We start from the raw sequence: 16,894 nt of genomic DNA on the forward strand, positions 1-16,894 counted from the left end.
TATGGCTCTCTTTAGCAGTCCATTATAGTGCTACATTGCGGGCGTTAATAAGAGGAGAAACTGTATGACTACATTACGTCAGCCTTACTACGAACTTAGCCCGGCAGTGTATAACGCACTAGTGCAGGCCAAAACGGCACTGGAAAATAGCACGCTGGATACCACGTTGATGGAGTTAGTTTATTTGCGCGTCTCGCAAATCAACGGCTGCGCATTTTGTCTGGAGATGCACAGCAAAGCATTGCGCAAATCCGGCGTGCCACAGCACAAACTGGACGCCCTGGCAGGTTGGCGCGTAAGCCATCATTTTGATGAACGCGAGCGGGCGGCGCTGGCATGGGCGGAATCGGTAACCGAAATTGCCAGAACCCATGCGGAAGACGAGGTTTATCAGCCTTTGCTTGAGCATTTCAGCGCAGCAGAGATCAGCGACTTAACGTTTGCCATCGGGCTGATGAATTGTTTTAACCGTCTGGCCGTTTCCATGCGGATGTAACTTCTTGATGCCGGGTATTTGCCCGGCAAAAAAACACAAAATCCCCTACCCCGTTGAGCCATTCATCGGTGGCGTAATCAATCTAAAATTCCCATATCTTGTGTGGTTGAATCTTTTTTCAACTACATCTAGTATCTCTGTATCAACAGAGAGACAACCCGACGCGTATCATCGCGCCGTATCTTCATTTTAAACGGAAATACGAATCATGCGCATTACTATTTACACTCGTAACGATTGCGTTCAGTGCCACGCCACCAAACGGGCGATGGAAAACCGGGGCTTTGATTTTGAAATGATTAATGTCGATCGCGTTCCTGAAGCGGCAGAAGCGCTGCGTGCTCAGGGCTTTCGTCAGTTGCCGGTTGTGATTGCAGGCGATCTTAGCTGGTCTGGTTTCCGCCCGGACATGATCAATCGTCTGCATCCAGCGCCACACGCGGCCAGTGCATGAGCCAGCTCGTCTACTTTTCCAGCAGCTCCGAAAATACGCAGCGTTTTATCGAACGTTTAGGGCTGCCCGCGGTGCGCATCCCGCTCAATGAGCGGGAACGGATTCAGGTAGACGAGCCTTACATCCTGATCGTGCCCTCTTACGGCGGCGGCGGTACGGCTGGCGCGGTGCCACGACAGGTCATTCGCTTTTTAAACGACGAGCATAACCGGGCGTTGCTGCGCGGCGTTATTGCTTCGGGTAATCGCAACTTTGGTGAGGCATATGGCCGCGCCGGAGATGTGATTGCCCGGAAATGCGGCGTGCCGTGGCTGTACCGCTTTGAACTCATGGGTACGCAAAGCGATATCGAAAACGTTCGTAAAGGAGTAACCGAATTTTGGCAACGACAACCGCAGAACGCCTGACGCAGGAAACGATGGATTATCACGCTCTGAATGCGATGCTTAACCTTTACGATAGCGCAGGTCGCATTCAGTTCGATAAAGATCGCCAGGCAGTAGACGCCTTTATGACGACGCATGTGCGTCCGAACAGTGTGGCCTTCAGTAGCCAGCAGCAGCGCCTGAACTGGCTGGTTAACGAAGGTTACTATGATGAAAGTGTCCTTAATCGCTACTCTCGCGATTTTGTCATTACGCTGTTTGCCCACGCGCACGCCAGCGGTTTTCGTTTCCAGACATTCCTAGGAGCATGGAAGTTTTACACCAGCTATACGTTGAAGACATTCGACGGTAAGCGTTATCTGGAAGATTTTGCCGATCGCGTCACGATGGTGGCGCTGACGCTGGCACAAGGCGATGAAACACTGGCGACGCAGCTCACTGATGAGATGCTGTCAGGACGCTTTCAGCCAGCCACGCCAACATTCCTCAACTGCGGTAAGCAGCAGCGCGGCGAACTGGTTTCCTGTTTTCTGCTGCGTATTGAAGACAATATGGAGTCGATTGGCCGGGCAGTAAATTCCGCACTACAACTGTCGAAACGCGGCGGCGGCGTAGCATTTTTGCTGTCTAATCTGCGGGAAGCGGGCGCGCCAATTAAACGTATTGAAAATCAATCTTCTGGCGTGATTCCGGTGATGAAAATGCTGGAAGACGCATTTTCCTATGCCAACCAACTCGGCGCGCGTCAGGGGGCTGGGGCAGTCTATTTACATGCTCATCATCCCGATATTCTGCGTTTTCTCGATACAAAACGGGAAAATGCCGACGAAAAAATCCGCATTAAAACACTGTCGCTGGGCGTGGTGATCCCGGATATCACTTTCCATCTGGCAAAAGAGAATGCGCAGATGGCGCTGTTTTCGCCCTATGACGTAGAGCGAGTTTATGGCAAGCCATTTGCCGATGTCGCCATCAGTGAACACTATGACGAACTGGTTGCCGATGAACGCATTCGCAAAAAATACCTCAACGCCCGTGATTTCTTCCAGCGACTGGCAGAGATCCAGTTTGAGTCTGGCTATCCGTACATCATGTATGAAGACACGGTTAACCGTGCTAACCCTATCGCCGGACGCATAAATATGAGCAATCTCTGCTCAGAAATTTTGCAGGTTAACAGCGCCTCAGAGTATGACGAGAATCTCGACTATGCCCGTACAGGCCATGATATTTCCTGCAATTTAGGTTCGTTGAATATTGCCCACACCATGGATTCCCCCGACTTTGCCCGCACGGTAGAGACTGCCGTACGCGGTTTAACGGCGGTGTCAGATATGAGTCATATCCGCAGCGTGCCGTCCATCGAAGCCGGAAATGCCGCCTCACACGCCATCGGTCTGGGGCAGATGAATTTACACGGTTATCTGGCGCGAGAAGGCATCGCTTATGGGTCGCCGGAAGCACTGGATTTCACCAATCTCTATTTCTATACCATCACCTGGCACGCACTGCGTACCTCGATGTTGCTGGCGCGCGAACGCGGTGAAACCTTCGACGGGTTCAAACAGTCACGCTATGCCAGTGGTGAATATTTCAGCCAATATCTGCAAGGTAACTGGCAGCCGAAAACAGCGAAAGTTGGCGAACTGTTTGCCCGTAGCTGTATTACGTTACCTACCCGTGAGATGTGGGCGCAGCTGCGCGACGACGTGATGCGCTATGGCATATACAACCAGAATCTCCAGGCGGTGCCGCCAACTGGTTCTATCTCTTATATCAACCATGCCACGTCGAGTATTCATCCGATTGTGGCGAAAGTAGAGATACGCAAAGAGGGCAAAACAGGACGCGTTTACTACCCTGCCCCGTTTATGACTAACGAAAATCTGGCGCTGTATCAGAACGCTTACGAAATCGGCGCAGAAAAGATCATCGACACCTACGCGGAAGCGACTCGCCATGTCGATCAGGGGCTGTCGCTGACGCTGTTTTTCCCCGATACCGCCACCACTCGCGATATCAACAAAGCGCAGATTTACGCCTGGCGCAAGGGTATCAAAACGCTCTATTACATTCGCCTGCGTCAGATGGCGCTGGAAGGCACTGAAATTGAAGGCTGCGTCTCCTGTGCACTTTAAGGAATATCTATGAAACTCTCACGTATCAGCGCCATCAACTGGAATAAGATATCTGACGATAAAGATCTGGAGGTGTGGAATCGCCTGACCAGCAATTTCTGGCTACCAGAAAAGGTGCCACTGTCGAACGATATTCCTGCATGGCAGACATTAAGTGTCGTAGAACAACAACTGACGATGCGCGTTTTTACTGGCCTGACGCTGCTCGACACGCTGCAAAATGTTATCGGCGCGCCTTCGCTGATGCCCGATGCGCTCACGCCCCATGAAGAGGCGGTATTAACGAATATCAGCTTTATGGAAGCGGTTCATGCCCGCTCTTACAGTTCGATTTTCTCGACGCTGTGCCAGACCAAAGATGTCGATGCCGCCTACGCCTGGAGTGAAGAAAACGCACCGTTGCAGCGAAAAGCTCAGATTATTCAGCAACATTATCGCGGGGATGATCCGCTGAAAAAGAAAATCGCCAGTGTGTTTCTTGAATCTTTTTTGTTCTATTCCGGTTTCTGGCTGCCGATGTATTTTTCCAGCCGCGGAAAGCTAACCAATACCGCAGACCTGATCCGTCTGATTATCCGGGATGAAGCAGTCCACGGTTATTACATCGGCTATAAATATCAGAAAAACATGGAAAAGATCTCCCAGGCACAACGTGAAGAGTTGAAGAGTTTCGCCTTCGATTTGCTACTGGAACTTTATGACAACGAGTTGCAATATACCGATGAGCTGTACGCCGAAACCCCGTGGTCTGACGATGTAAAAGCGTTTCTCTGTTACAACGCCAATAAGGCGTTGATGAATCTGGGCTACGAACCGCTATTTCCCGCAGAAATGGCGGAAGTGAATCCGGCAATCCTCGCCGCGCTTTCGCCGAATGCCGATGAAAATCACGATTTCTTTTCCGGTTCAGGCTCTTCATATGTGATGGGAAAAGCGGTCGAAACAGAAGATGAAGACTGGAATTTCTGAGGGTGTTATTTTTCAAAAATATCACTACCCGCAGCAGGGAAATAATTCCCGCCAAATAGCTTTTTATCACGCAAATATTTTGTGGTGATCTACACTGACACTCTGTTGCATTATTCGCCTGAAACCACAATATTCAGGCGTTTTTTCGCTATCTTTGACAAAAAATATCAACTTTTCTCGATTTGCTCTCAGCCCTTATATCATGGGAAATTCCGGCGATTTGCTCACATCAATATTCATGCCACATTTGCCATCAGGGGTTGCCTCAGATTCTCAGTATGTTAGGGTAGAAAAAAGTGACTATTTCCATTGGGTAATTTATCGACATAAACAAATAACAGGAATCTTTCTATTGCATGGCAATTAAATTAGAAATTAAAAATCTTTATAAAATATTTGGTGAGCATCCACAGCGAGCTTTCAAATATATCGAACAAGGACTTTCAAAAGAACAAATTCTGGAAAAAACTGGGCTATCGCTTGGCGTTAAAGACGCCAGTCTGGCCATTGAAGAAGGCGAGATATTTGTCATCATGGGATTATCCGGTTCGGGTAAATCCACAATGGTACGCCTTCTCAATCGCCTGATTGAACCCACCCGCGGGCAAGTGCTGATTGATGGTGTGGATATTGCCAAAATATCCGACGCCGAACTCCGTGAGGTGCGCAGAAAAAAGATTGCGATGGTCTTCCAGTCCTTTGCCTTAATGCCGCATATGACCGTGCTGGACAATACTGCGTTCGGTATGGAACTGGCCGGAATTAATGCCGAAGAACGCCGGGAAAAGGCCCTTGATGCACTGCGTCAGGTCGGGCTGGAAAATTATGCCCACAGCTACCCGGATGAACTCTCTGGCGGGATGCGTCAACGAGTGGGATTAGCCCGCGCGTTAGCGATTAATCCGGATATATTATTAATGGACGAAGCCTTCTCGGCGCTCGATCCATTAATTCGCACCGAGATGCAGGATGAGCTGGTAAAATTACAGGCGAAACATCAGCGCACCATTGTCTTTATTTCCCACGATCTCGATGAAGCTATGCGTATTGGTGACCGAATTGCCATTATGCAAAATGGTGAAGTGGTGCAGGTTGGTACACCGGATGAAATTCTTAATAATCCGGCGAATGATTATGTCCGAACCTTCTTCCGTGGCGTCGATATTAGCCAGGTGTTCAGTGCGAAAGATATTGCCCGTCGTACACCGAACGGCTTAATTCGTAAAACCCCCGGCTTCGGCCCGCGTTCGGCACTGAAATTATTGCAGGATGAAGATCGCGAATATGGCTACGTCATCGAACGCGGTAATAAGTTTGTCGGCGCTGTGTCTATCGATTCGCTTAAAGCCGCGTTAACGCAGCAGCAAGGTCTTGATGCGGCGCTGATTGATGCGCCGTTAGCGGTCGATGCACAAACGCCTCTTAGCGAGTTGCTCTCTCATGTCGGACAGGCCCCCTGTGCAGTGCCCGTGGTCGACGAGGACCAACAGTATGTCGGCATCATTTCGAAAGGAATGCTGCTGCGCGCTTTAGATCGTGAGGGGGTAAATAATGGCTGATCAAAATAATCCGTGGGATACCACGCCAGCGGCGGACAGTGCTGCACAATCCGCAGACGCCTGGGGTACACCGGCGACTGCACCGACCGACGGCGGTGGCGCTGACTGGCTGACCAGTACGCCTGCGCCAAACGTCGAGCATTTTAATATTCTCGATCCGTTCCATAAAACGCTGATCCCGCTCGACAGTTGGGTCACTGAAGGGATCGACTGGGTCGTTACCCATTTTCGTCCCGTCTTTCAGGGCGTGCGCGTTCCGGTTGATTACATCCTCAACGGTTTCCAGCAATTGCTGCTGGGTATGCCCGCGCCGGTGGCGATTATCGTTTTCGCTCTCATCGCCTGGCAGATTTCCGGGGTCGGAATGGGCGTGGCGACGCTGGTTTCGCTGATTGCCATCGGCGCAATCGGTGCCTGGTCACAGGCAATGGTTACCCTGGCGCTGGTGTTAACAGCCCTGCTGTTCTGTATCGTCATAGGTTTGCCGTTGGGGATCTGGCTGGCGAGAAGTCCGCGAGCGGCGAAAATTATTCGTCCACTGCTTGATGCCATGCAGACCACGCCCGCGTTTGTTTATCTGGTGCCAATCGTCATGCTGTTTGGTATCGGCAACGTGCCGGGCGTGGTGGTGACGATCATCTTTGCGCTGCCGCCGATTATCCGTCTGACGATTCTGGGAATTAACCAGGTTCCGGCGGATCTGATTGAAGCCTCGCGCTCATTCGGTGCCAGCCCGCGCCAGATGCTGTTCAAAGTTCAGTTACCGCTGGCGATGCCAACCATTATGGCGGGCGTTAACCAGACGCTGATGCTGGCCCTTTCTATGGTGGTCATCGCCTCGATGATTGCCGTCGGCGGGCTGGGTCAGATGGTACTTCGCGGTATCGGTCGTCTGGATATGGGGCTTGCCACCGTTGGCGGCGTCGGGATTGTGATCCTCGCCATTATCCTCGACCGCCTGACGCAGGCCGTTGGGCGCGACTCACGCAGTCGCGGCAATCGTCGCTGGTACACCACTGGCCCTGTCGGTCTGCTGACCCGCCCATTCATTAAGTAACTCTGCACTTGCCCGGTGACGCCGGGCATATCACCCTGCCAAAAAAAGGAATAACAATGCGACATAGCGTACTTTTTGCGACAGCGTTTGCCACGCTTATCTCTACACAAACTTTTGCTGCCGACCTGCCGGGCAAAGGCATTACTGTTAATCCAGTTCAAAGCACCATCACCGAAGAAACCTTCCAGACACTGCTGGTCAGTCGTGCGCTGGAGAAATTAGGTTATACCGTCAATAAACCCAGCGAAGTGGATTACAACGTTGGCTACACCTCACTTGCTTCCGGCGATGCAACCTTCACCGCAGTGAACTGGACGCCACTGCATGACAACATGTACGAAGCTGCCGGTGGCGATAAGAAATTTTATCGTGAAGGAGTATTTGTTAACGGCGCGGCACAGGGTTACCTGATCGATAAGAAAACTGCCGACCAGTATAAAATTACCAACATCGCGCAACTTAAAGATCCGAAGATCGCCAAACTGTTCGATACCAACGGCGACGGTAAAGCGGATTTAACCGGCTGTAACCCAGGCTGGGGCTGCGAAGGTGCGATCAACCACCAGCTTGCCGCGTATGGACTGACCAATACCGTGACGCATAATCAGGGGAACTACGCAGCGATGATGGCTGACACCATCAGTCGTTACAAAGAGGGTAAGCCGGTGTTTTACTACACCTGGACGCCGTACTGGGTGAGTAACGAACTGAAACCGGGGAAAGATGTGGTCTGGTTGCAGGTGCCGTTCTCCGCACTGCCGGGCGATAAAAATGCCGATACCAAACTGCCGAATGGCGCGAATTACGGCTTCCCGGTCAGTACCATGCATATCGTTGCCAACAAAGCCTGGGCCGAGAAAAACCCGGCAGCAGCGAAACTGTTTGCCATTATGCAGTTACCAGTGGCTGATATTAACGCCCAGAACGCCATCATGCATGACGGCAAAGCCTCAGAAGACGATATTCAGGGCCACGTTGATGGTTGGATCAAAGCCCACCAGCAGCAGTTCGATGGCTGGGTGAATGAAGCGCTGGCAGCGCAGAAGTAATTTTTATTCGGGCGGATAAGGCGTTTTTGCCTCATCCGCCGCTCTGTACACAATGCCTGATGCGACGCTGGCGCGTCTTATCATACCTACAAACCACACCGCACATTTCAACAATCTATCTTTCATCCCATATTCATCAACATCCGCTATTATTGATTTCCAGCTTAATCATCACCTGATGAACAAAAATAATGACTAAACCTAATCATGAGCTTAGCCCGGCGCTGATCGTGCTGATGTCTATCGCCACCGGTCTGGCGGTAGCCAGTAACTATTACGCCCAGCCATTGCTCGACACCATCGCGCGTAACTTTTCCCTTTCCGCCAGTTCGGCAGGCTTTATTGTTACCGCCGCGCAGTTGGGCTATGCCGCAGGTCTGCTGTTTCTTGTTCCCCTCGGTGATATGTTTGAACGCCGCCGCCTGATTGTCTCGATGACCTTACTGGCAGCAGGCGGCATGTTAATCACTGCCAGCAGTCAGTCGCTGGCGATGATGATCCTCGGTACAGCATTAACCGGTTTATTTTCAGTCGTGGCACAAATTCTGGTTCCACTGGCAGCGACGCTGGCTTCACCGGACAAACGCGGCAAAGTGGTTGGCACCATTATGAGCGGTCTGCTATTGGGGATCTTACTCGCACGGACCGTTGCCGGATTGCTGGCGAATCTCGGCGGCTGGCGCACCGTCTTTTGGGTTGCTTCGATGTTAATGGCACTGATGGCGCTGGCATTATGGCGTGGTCTGCCACAAATGAAATCAGAAACCCACCTCAACTACCCACAGTTGTTGGGTTCCGTTTTCAGCATGTTTATCAGCAATAAGATCCTGCGCACCCGCGCGTTGCTGGGCTGCCTGACCTTTGCCAACTTCAGCATTCTCTGGACCTCAATGGCCTTTTTGCTTGCCGCTCCACCTTTTAACTACAGCGATGGTGTAATTGGTCTGTTTGGGCTTGCGGGAGCTGCCGGAGCGTTGGGCGCTCGTCCGGCGGGCGGTTTTGCCGATAAGGGCAAATCGCACCACACCACAACTTTCGGTCTGCTGCTGCTGTTACTTTCATGGCTGGCAATCTGGTTTGGTCACACTTCCGTACTGGCGCTGATTATCGGCATCCTGGTGCTGGACCTCACCGTGCAGGGCGTGCATATCACTAACCAGACGGTAATTTATCGAATACACCCTGATGCGCGTAATCGCCTGACCGCAGGTTACATGACCAGCTACTTTATTGGCGGTGCCGCTGGTTCGCTAATTTCAGCCTCAGCCTGGCAACATGGCGGTTGGGCTGGAGTGTGTCTGGCTGGCGCGACGATTGCCCTGGTTAACTTACTGGTCTGGTGGCGAGGTTTTCATCGTCAGGAAGCCGCAAATTAAGCAATCAGCAACCGTTTTCGTGGCTTTACACTTATAAGGGTGTTAAGAAGCCCATCAGTCTGATAAGGTTAAGATATTCATTCAGTCTATTTATAATATTAACAATCGTTAAGCGTACACTCTATGGAAAGCCCTACTCCACAGCCTGCTCCTGGTTCGGCGACCTTCATGGAAGGATGCAAAGACAGTTTACCGATTGTTATTAGTTATATTCCGGTGGCCTTTGCGTTCGGTCTGAATGCGACCCGTCTGGGATTCTCTCCTCTCGAAAGCGTTTTTTTCTCCTGCATCATTTATGCAGGCGCGAGCCAGTTCGTCATTACCGCGATGCTGGCAGCCGGGAGTAGTTTGTGGGTTGCTGCACTGACCGTCATGGCAATGGATGTTCGCCATGTTTTGTATGGCCCGTCACTGCGTAGCCGTATTATTCAGCGTCTGCAAAAATCGAAAACCGCCCTGTGGGCGTTTGGCCTGACGGATGAGGTTTTTGCCGCCGCAACCGCAAAACTGGTACGCAATAATCGCCGCTGGAGCGAAAACTGGATGATCGGCATTGCCTTCAGTTCATGGTCATCGTGGGTATTTGGTACGGTAATAGGGGCATTCTCCGGCAGCGGCTTGCTGCAAGGTTATCCCGCCGTTGAAGCAGCATTAGGTTTTATGCTTCCGGCACTCTTTATGAGTTTCCTGCTCGCCTCTTTCCAGCGCAAACAATCTCTTTGCGTTACCGCAGCGTTAGTTGGTGCCCTTGCAGGCGTAACGCTATTTTCTATTCCCGTCGCCATTCTGGCAGGCATTGTCTGTGGCTGCCTCACTGCGTTAATCCAGGCATTCTGGCAAGGAGCGCCCGATGAGCTATGAGGTTCTGCTGCTTGGGTTACTGGTTGGCGCGGCGAATTATTGCTTCCGCTATCTGCCGCTGCGCCTGCGTGTGGGTAATGCCCGCCCAACCAAACGTGGCGCGGTAGGTATTTTGCTCGACACCATTGGCATCGCCTCGATATGCGCTCTGCTGGTTGTCTCTACCGCACCAGAAGTGATGCACGATACACGCCGTTTCGTGCCCACACTGGTCGGCTTCGCGGTACTGGGTGCCAGTTTCTATAAAACACGCAGCATTATCATCCCAACACTGCTTAGTGCGCTGGCCTATGGGCTAGCCTGGAAAGTGATGGCGATTATATAACCCACAAGAATCATTTTTCTAAAACAATACATTTACTTTATTTGTCACTGTCGTTACTATATCGGCTGAAATTAATGAGGTCATACCCAAATGGATAGTTCGTTTACGCCCATTGAACAAATGCTAAAATTTCGCGCCAGCCGCCACGAAGATTTTCCTTATCAGGAGATCCTTCTGACCCGTCTTTGCATGCATATGCAAAGCAAGCTGCTGGAAAACCGCAATAAAATGCTGAAGGCTCAGGGGATTAACGAGACGTTGTTTATGGCGTTGATTACGCTGGAGTCTCAGGAAAACCACAGTATTCAGCCTTCTGAATTGAGTTGTGCTCTTGGATCATCCCGTACCAACGCGACGCGTATTGCCGATGAACTGGAAAAACGCGGTTGGATCGAACGTCGTGAAAGCGATAACGATCGCCGCTGCCTGCATCTGCAATTAACGGAAAAAGGTCACGAGTTTTTGCACGAGGTTCTACCGCCGCAGCATAACTGCCTGCATCAACTCTGGTCCGCGCTCAGCACAACAGAAAAAGACCAGCTCGAGCAAATCACCCGCAAATTGCTCTCCCGTCTCGACCAGATGGAACAGGACGGTGTGGTTCTCGAAGCGATGAGCTAACGCGTCATCTCGCTCAAAAATCCAGATTTATAAAAGAAAAAATAACCGGCCAGCATCGCAACATGCTGGCCTTTTTGGCAAGCAGGTCGGCTCAGCCGATGAGTTAAGAAGATCGTGGAGAACAATATGAGCGCAAATGCGGAGACTCAAACCCCGCAGCAACCGGTAAAGAAGAGCGGCAAACGTAAGCGTCTGCTCCTCCTTCTCACCTTGCTCTTTATAATTATTGCCGTAGCGATAGGGATTTATTGGTTTTTGGTACTGCGTCATTTCGAAGAAACCGATGACGCATACGTGGCAGGGAATCAGATTCAAATTATGTCTCAGGTGTCTGGCAGCGTGACGAAAGTCTGGGCCGATAACACCGATTTTGTAAAAGAAGGCGACGTGCTGGTCACTCTCGACCCGACAGATGCTCGCCAGGCATTTGAAAAAGCCAAAACTGCACTGGCTTCCAGCGTTCGCCAAACCCACCAGCTGATGATTAACAGCAAACAGTTGCAGGCGAATATTGAGGTGCAAAAAATCGCCCTCGCGAAAGCACAAAGCGACTACAACCGCCGTGTGCCGCTGGGCAATGCCAACCTGATTGGTCGCGAAGAGCTGCAACACGCCCGCGACGCCGTCACCAGTGCCCAGGCGCAACTGGACGTCGCTATTCAACAATACAATGCCAATCAGGCGATGATTCTGGGGACGAAACTGGAAGATCAGCCTGCCGTACAACAGGCTGCCACCGAAGTACGTAACGCCTGGCTGGCGCTGGAGCGTACCCGTATTGTCAGTCCGATGACCGGTTATGTCTCCCGCCGCGCGGTACAGCCTGGGGCGCAAATTAGCCCAACGACGCCGCTGATGGCGGTCGTTCCAGCCACCAATATGTGGGTGGATGCCAACTTTAAAGAGACGCAGATTGCCAATATGCGTATCGGTCAGCCGGTCACCATCACCACCGATATTTACGGCGATGATGTGAAATACACCGGTAAAGTGGTTGGTCTGGATATGGGCACAGGTAGCGCGTTCTCACTGCTTCCGGCGCAAAACGCCACCGGTAACTGGATCAAAGTCGTTCAGCGTCTGCCTGTGCGTATTGAACTGGACCAGAAACAGCTGGAGCAATACCCGCTGCGTATCGGTTTATCCACGCTGGTGAGTGTCAATACCACTAACCGTGACGGTCAGGTACTGGCAAATAAAGTACGTTCCACACCGGTCGCGGTAAGCACCGCGCGTGAAATCAGCCTGGCACCTGTCAATAAACTGATCGACGATATCGTAAAAGCTAACGCTGGCTAATCCAGAGGTGCGTGTGATGCAACAGCAAAAACCGCTGGAAGGCGCACAACTGGTCATTATGACGATTGCGCTGTCACTGGCGACATTCATGCAGGTGCTGGACTCCACCATTGCTAACGTGGCGATCCCCACTATCGCCGGGAATCTGGGCTCATCACTCAGTCAGGGAACGTGGGTGATCACTTCTTTCGGGGTGGCGAATGCCATCTCGATCCCGCTTACCGGCTGGCTGGCAAAGCGCGTCGGGGAAGTGAAATTGTTCCTCTGGTCAACCATCGCCTTTGCTATTGCGTCGTGGGCGTGTGGTGTCTCCAGCAGCCTGAATATGCTGATCTTCTTCCGCGTGATTCAGGGGATTGTCGCCGGGCCGCTGATCCCGCTTTCGCAAAGTCTATTGCTGAATAACTACCCGCCAGCCAAACGCTCGATCGCGCTGGCGTTGTGGTCGATGACGGTGATTGTTGCGCCAATTTGCGGCCCGATCCTCGGCGGTTATATCAGTGATAATTACCACTGGGGCTGGATATTCTTCATCAACGTGCCGATTGGCGTGGCGGTGGTGTTGATGACACTGCAAACTCTGCGCGGACGTGAAACCCGCACCGAACGGCGGCGGATTGATGCCGTGGGGCTGGCACTGCTGGTTATTGGTATCGGCAGCCTGCAGATTATGCTCGACCGCGGTAAAGAGCTGGACTGGTTCTCATCACAGGAAATTATCATCCTCACCGTGGTGGCGGTGGTGGCTATCTGCTTCCTGATTGTCTGGGAGCTGACCGACGATAACCCGATAGTCGATCTGTCGTTGTTTAAGTCGCGCAACTTCACCATCGGCTGCTTGTGTATCAGCCTCGCGTATATGCTCTACTTCGGCGCGATTGTTCTGCTGCCGCAGTTGTTGCAGGAGGTCTACGGTTACACGGCGACGTGGGCAGGGCTGGCCTCTGCGCCGGTAGGGATTATTCCGGTGATCCTGTCGCCGATTATCGGCCGCTTTGCGCATAAACTGGATATGCGCCGACTGGTAACCTTCAGCTTTATTATGTATGCCGTCTGCTTCTACTGGCGTGCCTATACCTTTGAACCGGGTATGGATTTTGGCGCGTCGGCCTGGCCACAGTTTATCCAGGGTTTTGCGGTGGCCTGCTTCTTTATGCCGCTGACCACCATTACGCTGTCCGGTTTGCCACCGGAACGACTGGCGGCGGCATCGAGCCTCTCCAACTTTACGCGAACGCTGGCGGGGTCTATCGGCACGTCGATAACCACGACCATGTGGACCAACCGCGAGTCGCTGCACCATGCACAGTTGACTGAGTCGGTAAACCCGTTCAACCCGAATGCTCAGGCGATGTACAGTCAACTGGAAGGGCTTGGTATGACGCAACAGCAGGCATCAGGCTGGATTGCCCAGCAGATAACCAATCAGGGGCTGATTATTTCTGCCAATGAGATCTTCTGGATGTCAGCCGGGATATTCCTCGTCCTGCTGGGGCTGGTGTGGTTTGCTAAACCGCCATTTGGCGCAGGTGGCGGCGGAGGTGGTGCGCACTAAGGTTGCCAAAGGGAGCTGCGGCTCCCTTTTTATTTGCTCATTCTGCAAACGGTTGTTTTATACACTCATTCGGTGTATCTTTTCGCCGCCCCAAACTCTTCCATTCACCATTAGCCGGTTCTGAGCATTCGCTCAGGTTGTTAATTCTCTTTTTCCTTCGCCCTCGCTTTCGCGGGTGATACTCACATTTTTCTTTTAACCCCAAAACTCGCACCCTCGCGGGCGTACATTTATTACACACAAAATAATGGATTATTATGAATACCCAACGTAAATACGGGAGAACCTGGCATTACCCCTTCTCTCCAGGCACCACCAGCGATGACCGCATTAACACCGATTACTGGCAGGATTTACAGACCATCACGCAATTGGTGCACACAGAAAAACTCGATGGCGAAAATAACTGCCTTAACCGCTACGGCGTGTTTGCCCGCTCCCATGCCACGCCTACGCAGTCGGCATGGACCTATAAAATTCGCCAACGCTGGCAACTGCTGAAAAACGATCTCGGCGACCTGGAGTTGTTTGGTGAAAATCTCTACGCCGTTCATTCCATTGAATACCGCGCGCTGGAACAGGACTTTTACCTGTTTGCCGTTCGCTGCCAGGATATGTGGCTGAGCTGGGAAGAGGTGCAGTTTTACGCCGCTCTGTTTGATTTCCCCTGCGTTCCCGAAATCTCCGGCCCGCAGTCGGGGAATGATGAAAAAAGCTGGCAACGTGATTTTCTGGCGCTGACCAATGCGCGCGGCACATTCGATCCCTGGGATACGCAAACCTGTCAACCCTGTACGCTGGAAGGCATTGTCAGCCGAAATCATGATGCGTTTTCTGTCGCTGACTTTTCGCATAACGTCTTCAAGTATGTGCGCAAAAATCATGTCGAAACCACTGTGCACTGGAAACGCCACTGGCAACGGGCGCGGATGGCCCATGAGTTCGTTTATGGAGAACAGTCATGATTTGGCAACTTACCGACGATAAACGCTGGTCGGCGCTACGTCAGCGTTTTAGCTGGGTTGAGGAGATGCATCACACGCCACAAGACCCTGAGCATCATGGTGAAGGCGACGTCGGCGTACATACCGAAATGGTGCTTAACGCCCTTATTACTCTGCCAGAATTCCAGCAACTCCCCGCTCAACAGCAGGAAGTTTTATGGGCGGCGGCGTTATTGCATGATGTTGAAAAGCGCAGCACTACCGTGCAGGAAAACGGACGTATTCAGTCTCCTGGTCATGCTCGTCGGGGCGAACTGACGGCCCGACAAATTTTATGGCGCGATATCCCAACGCCGTTCGTGCTGCGCGAGCAAATTGTTGCACTGGTGCGTCTGCATGGGTTACCGCTATGGTTACTGGAACGCCCGGAACCGGAGCGTTTGTTGCTCACGGCTGCAATGCGCATCGACACGCGTCTGCTCGCTTTGCTTGCTCGTGCCGATCTGCTTGGTCGCCAAAGCCCGGATCAGCAATCAATGCTGGAACGCATCGATCTGTTCGAGCTGTTTTGCCATGAGCAACAATGCTGGGGAAAAATGCGCCCGTTCGTTTCTGATTCCGCACGCTGGCATTACCTGACCCATGAGCAAAGTTCTCCTGATTTTGTTCCCTGGGAGGCTGAACCTTTTGAGGTCATTTTGCTGTGTGGCTTACCGGGTATGGGCAAAGATCGCTATATCAATGAACAGTGCCAGGGAATGGACGTTATCAGCCTTGATGATATGCGGCGGCGAATCAATGCCAGTCCGGACGACAAAACCGCCACCGGGCGTATTGTGCAACAGGCAAAAGAAGAGGCGCGCGTTTTTTTACGCCAGAAAAAGCCGTTCATCTGGAATGCAACGAACATTACCCGCCAGCTACGCAGCCAGCTCATCAGTCTGTTTACGGCTTACGGCGCACGAGTAAAAATCGTTTATCTGGAAGTGCCATGGGCGCAATGGAAGCAGCAAAATGCCAGACGCGAGTATGCAGTTCCTGAAGCGGTCATGATGCGGATGGCCTCAAGGCTGGAAGTTCCTCAACTTGATGAAGCACATAGCGTGGAGTATCGGGTGATTGAAAGGTAAAAAAACCGGGCGGTGGTGTCACCTGCCCGGCTTCTTTTGTTCCACTGACTAAATGTGCAGTTCCTGCAACTTCTCTTTCGGCAGCGCCAGTTCTTCGTTGCTGTTGATGCGCACGTCACGTTCCAGAATGTTACGCGCAATATCCTGCGCTTCCTGCAACGAGTGCATCTGGTAAGTGCCACACTGGTAGACGTTCAGTTCCGGGATCTGATTCTGATCCTGCACTTTCAGCACGTCTTCCATTGCCGCTTTCCAGGCATCAGCGACACGCTGCTCATCTGGCGTACCAATCAGACTCATATAAAAACCGGTGCGGCAGCCCATTGGCGAGATATCGATAATCTCTACGCCATTACCGTTAAGATGGTTACGCATAAAACCAGCAAACAGGTGCTCCAGGGTATGGATCCCTCTTTCTGGCATCACTTCTTTGTTCGGCACGCAGAAGCGCAGATCGAACACGGTGATTGCGTCGCCATGCGGGGTGTTCATTGTTTTTGCCACCCGAACTGCAGGCGCTTCCATCCGGGTATGATCGACTGTGAAGCTATCTAACAACGGCATTTAGCCACCTCCGGTAATTTTTTTAAAAATTTTCTGAACTCTTTGTTCCCAGGCGAGTCTGAGTATATGAAAGACGCGCATTTGTTATCATCATCCCTGAATTCAGAGATG

General features: G+C 51.9%; 17 protein-coding genes. 16 read left to right on the forward strand and 1 reads right to left on the reverse strand.

What is annotated here, in order from left to right:
- Positions 1–64 precede the first annotated feature (64 nt).
- From ACJHYO_RS00225 to ACJHYO_RS00300, 16 genes are all read left to right on the forward strand, one after another.
- On the forward strand, positions 65–496 hold the full coding sequence (locus ACJHYO_RS00225) for a carboxymuconolactone decarboxylase family protein (RefSeq protein WP_000209797.1): 432 nt from the start codon (positions 65–67) through the stop codon (positions 494–496).
- Between the two features lie 208 nt (positions 497–704).
- Complete coding sequence (gene nrdH, locus ACJHYO_RS00230; RefSeq protein ID WP_001223227.1) at positions 705–950, forward strand: glutaredoxin-like protein NrdH; 246 nt, start codon at positions 705–707, stop codon at positions 948–950.
- Positions 947–1,357, forward strand: a complete 411-nt coding sequence (gene nrdI / locus ACJHYO_RS00235; RefSeq protein WP_000080947.1) for a class Ib ribonucleoside-diphosphate reductase assembly flavoprotein NrdI — start codon at positions 947–949, stop codon at positions 1,355–1,357. The genes nrdH and nrdI overlap by 4 nt, the downstream gene beginning before the upstream one ends.
- Positions 1,330–3,474 (forward strand): class 1b ribonucleoside-diphosphate reductase subunit alpha, encoded by a 2,145-nt coding sequence (gene nrdE, locus ACJHYO_RS00240; RefSeq protein ID WP_085455495.1) that lies wholly within the window; start codon positions 1,330–1,332, stop codon positions 3,472–3,474. Before nrdI ends, nrdE begins: the two co-directional genes overlap by 28 nt.
- 9 nt (positions 3,475–3,483) lie before the next feature.
- Entirely contained in the window at positions 3,484–4,443 is a 960-nt protein-coding gene (gene nrdF, locus ACJHYO_RS00245) for a class 1b ribonucleoside-diphosphate reductase subunit beta (RefSeq protein WP_044705936.1), read from the forward strand.
- Between the two features lie 356 nt (positions 4,444–4,799).
- The gene (gene proV, locus ACJHYO_RS00250) at positions 4,800–6,002 is read left to right on the forward strand and encodes a glycine betaine/L-proline ABC transporter ATP-binding protein ProV (protein ID WP_000985490.1); all 1,203 of its coding nucleotides are present in this window, start codon (positions 4,800–4,802) and stop codon (positions 6,000–6,002) included.
- Positions 5,995–7,059: a glycine betaine/L-proline ABC transporter permease ProW gene (gene proW / locus ACJHYO_RS00255; RefSeq protein ID WP_000774978.1), complete on the forward strand. Its 1,065-nt coding sequence runs from the start codon at positions 5,995–5,997 to the stop codon at positions 7,057–7,059. The genes proV and proW overlap by 8 nt, the downstream gene beginning before the upstream one ends.
- A 56-nt stretch (positions 7,060–7,115) precedes the next feature.
- Positions 7,116–8,108 (forward strand): glycine betaine/L-proline ABC transporter substrate-binding protein ProX, encoded by a 993-nt coding sequence (proX, locus tag ACJHYO_RS00260; protein ID WP_001216530.1) that lies wholly within the window; start codon positions 7,116–7,118, stop codon positions 8,106–8,108.
- A 191-nt stretch (positions 8,109–8,299) separates the two neighbouring features.
- On the forward strand, positions 8,300–9,484 hold the full coding sequence (locus ACJHYO_RS00265; protein ID WP_000165690.1) for an MFS transporter: 1,185 nt from the start codon (positions 8,300–8,302) through the stop codon (positions 9,482–9,484).
- Positions 9,485–9,607: 123 nt separating this feature from the next.
- A complete protein-coding gene (ygaZ, locus tag ACJHYO_RS00270) occupies positions 9,608–10,345 on the forward strand; it encodes an L-valine exporter subunit YgaZ (RefSeq protein WP_000445658.1) in 738 nt (245 codons plus the stop codon).
- Positions 10,335–10,670: an L-valine transporter subunit YgaH gene (ygaH, locus tag ACJHYO_RS00275; protein ID WP_000119749.1), complete on the forward strand. Its 336-nt coding sequence runs from the start codon at positions 10,335–10,337 to the stop codon at positions 10,668–10,670. The genes ygaZ and ygaH overlap by 11 nt, the downstream gene beginning before the upstream one ends.
- Positions 10,671–10,760: 90 nt before the next feature.
- Positions 10,761–11,291, forward strand: coding sequence for a multidrug efflux transporter EmrAB transcriptional repressor EmrR (emrR, locus tag ACJHYO_RS00280; protein ID WP_085455496.1), 531 nt, complete (start codon positions 10,761–10,763; stop codon positions 11,289–11,291).
- Positions 11,292–11,417: 126 nt separating this feature from the next.
- The gene (emrA, locus tag ACJHYO_RS00285; protein WP_001295175.1) at positions 11,418–12,590 is read left to right on the forward strand and encodes a multidrug efflux MFS transporter periplasmic adaptor subunit EmrA; all 1,173 of its coding nucleotides are present in this window, start codon (positions 11,418–11,420) and stop codon (positions 12,588–12,590) included.
- 16 nt (positions 12,591–12,606) lie between these two features.
- Positions 12,607–14,145: a multidrug efflux MFS transporter permease subunit EmrB gene (gene emrB, locus ACJHYO_RS00290; protein ID WP_001296316.1), complete on the forward strand. Its 1,539-nt coding sequence runs from the start codon at positions 12,607–12,609 to the stop codon at positions 14,143–14,145.
- A gap of 257 nt (positions 14,146–14,402) precedes the next feature.
- Positions 14,403–15,110 carry an RNA ligase family protein gene (locus ACJHYO_RS00295; protein WP_049595383.1) on the forward strand — a complete coding sequence of 236 codons (708 nt, stop codon included), beginning with the start codon at positions 14,403–14,405 and terminating at the stop codon, positions 15,108–15,110.
- Positions 15,107–16,219: an ATP-binding protein gene (locus tag ACJHYO_RS00300; RefSeq protein ID WP_000638133.1), complete on the forward strand. Its 1,113-nt coding sequence runs from the start codon at positions 15,107–15,109 to the stop codon at positions 16,217–16,219. The genes ACJHYO_RS00295 and ACJHYO_RS00300 overlap by 4 nt, the downstream gene beginning before the upstream one ends.
- A 48-nt stretch (positions 16,220–16,267) precedes the next feature.
- On the opposite strand, the gene luxS is transcribed toward ACJHYO_RS00300, so the two are convergent.
- A complete protein-coding gene (gene luxS, locus ACJHYO_RS00305) occupies positions 16,268–16,783 on the reverse strand; it encodes an S-ribosylhomocysteine lyase (protein ID WP_001130208.1) in 516 nt (171 codons plus the stop codon).
- Positions 16,784–16,894: the final 111 nt, after the last annotated feature.

Source organism: Escherichia sp. WS1118 (assembly GCF_046487695.1).
GTDB classification, from domain to species: domain Bacteria; phylum Pseudomonadota; class Gammaproteobacteria; order Enterobacterales; family Enterobacteriaceae; genus Escherichia; species Escherichia coli.

Coding starts and splice junctions, on each gene's coding strand:
- ACJHYO_RS00300 (WP_000638133.1), top strand. CDS start 15,107: ATGATTTGGCAACTTACCGACGATAAACGCTGGTCGGCGCTACGTCAG.
- ACJHYO_RS00295 (WP_049595383.1), top strand. CDS start 14,403: ATGAATACCCAACGTAAATACGGGAGAACCTGGCATTACCCCTTCTCT.
- nrdF (WP_044705936.1), top strand. CDS start 3,484: ATGAAACTCTCACGTATCAGCGCCATCAACTGGAATAAGATATCTGAC.
- ACJHYO_RS00265 (WP_000165690.1), top strand. CDS start 8,300: ATGACTAAACCTAATCATGAGCTTAGCCCGGCGCTGATCGTGCTGATG.
- emrB (WP_001296316.1), top strand. CDS start 12,607: ATGCAACAGCAAAAACCGCTGGAAGGCGCACAACTGGTCATTATGACG.
- luxS (WP_001130208.1), bottom strand. CDS start 16,783: ATGCCGTTGTTAGATAGCTTCACAGTCGATCATACCCGGATGGAAGCG.
- proX (WP_001216530.1), top strand. CDS start 7,116: ATGCGACATAGCGTACTTTTTGCGACAGCGTTTGCCACGCTTATCTCT.
- emrR (WP_085455496.1), top strand. CDS start 10,761: ATGGATAGTTCGTTTACGCCCATTGAACAAATGCTAAAATTTCGCGCC.
- ygaH (WP_000119749.1), top strand. CDS start 10,335: ATGAGCTATGAGGTTCTGCTGCTTGGGTTACTGGTTGGCGCGGCGAAT.
- proV (WP_000985490.1), top strand. CDS start 4,800: ATGGCAATTAAATTAGAAATTAAAAATCTTTATAAAATATTTGGTGAG.
- ACJHYO_RS00225 (WP_000209797.1), top strand. CDS start 65: ATGACTACATTACGTCAGCCTTACTACGAACTTAGCCCGGCAGTGTAT.
- nrdH (WP_001223227.1), top strand. CDS start 705: ATGCGCATTACTATTTACACTCGTAACGATTGCGTTCAGTGCCACGCC.
- emrA (WP_001295175.1), top strand. CDS start 11,418: ATGAGCGCAAATGCGGAGACTCAAACCCCGCAGCAACCGGTAAAGAAG.
- ygaZ (WP_000445658.1), top strand. CDS start 9,608: ATGGAAAGCCCTACTCCACAGCCTGCTCCTGGTTCGGCGACCTTCATG.
- nrdI (WP_000080947.1), top strand. CDS start 947: ATGAGCCAGCTCGTCTACTTTTCCAGCAGCTCCGAAAATACGCAGCGT.
- proW (WP_000774978.1), top strand. CDS start 5,995: ATGGCTGATCAAAATAATCCGTGGGATACCACGCCAGCGGCGGACAGT.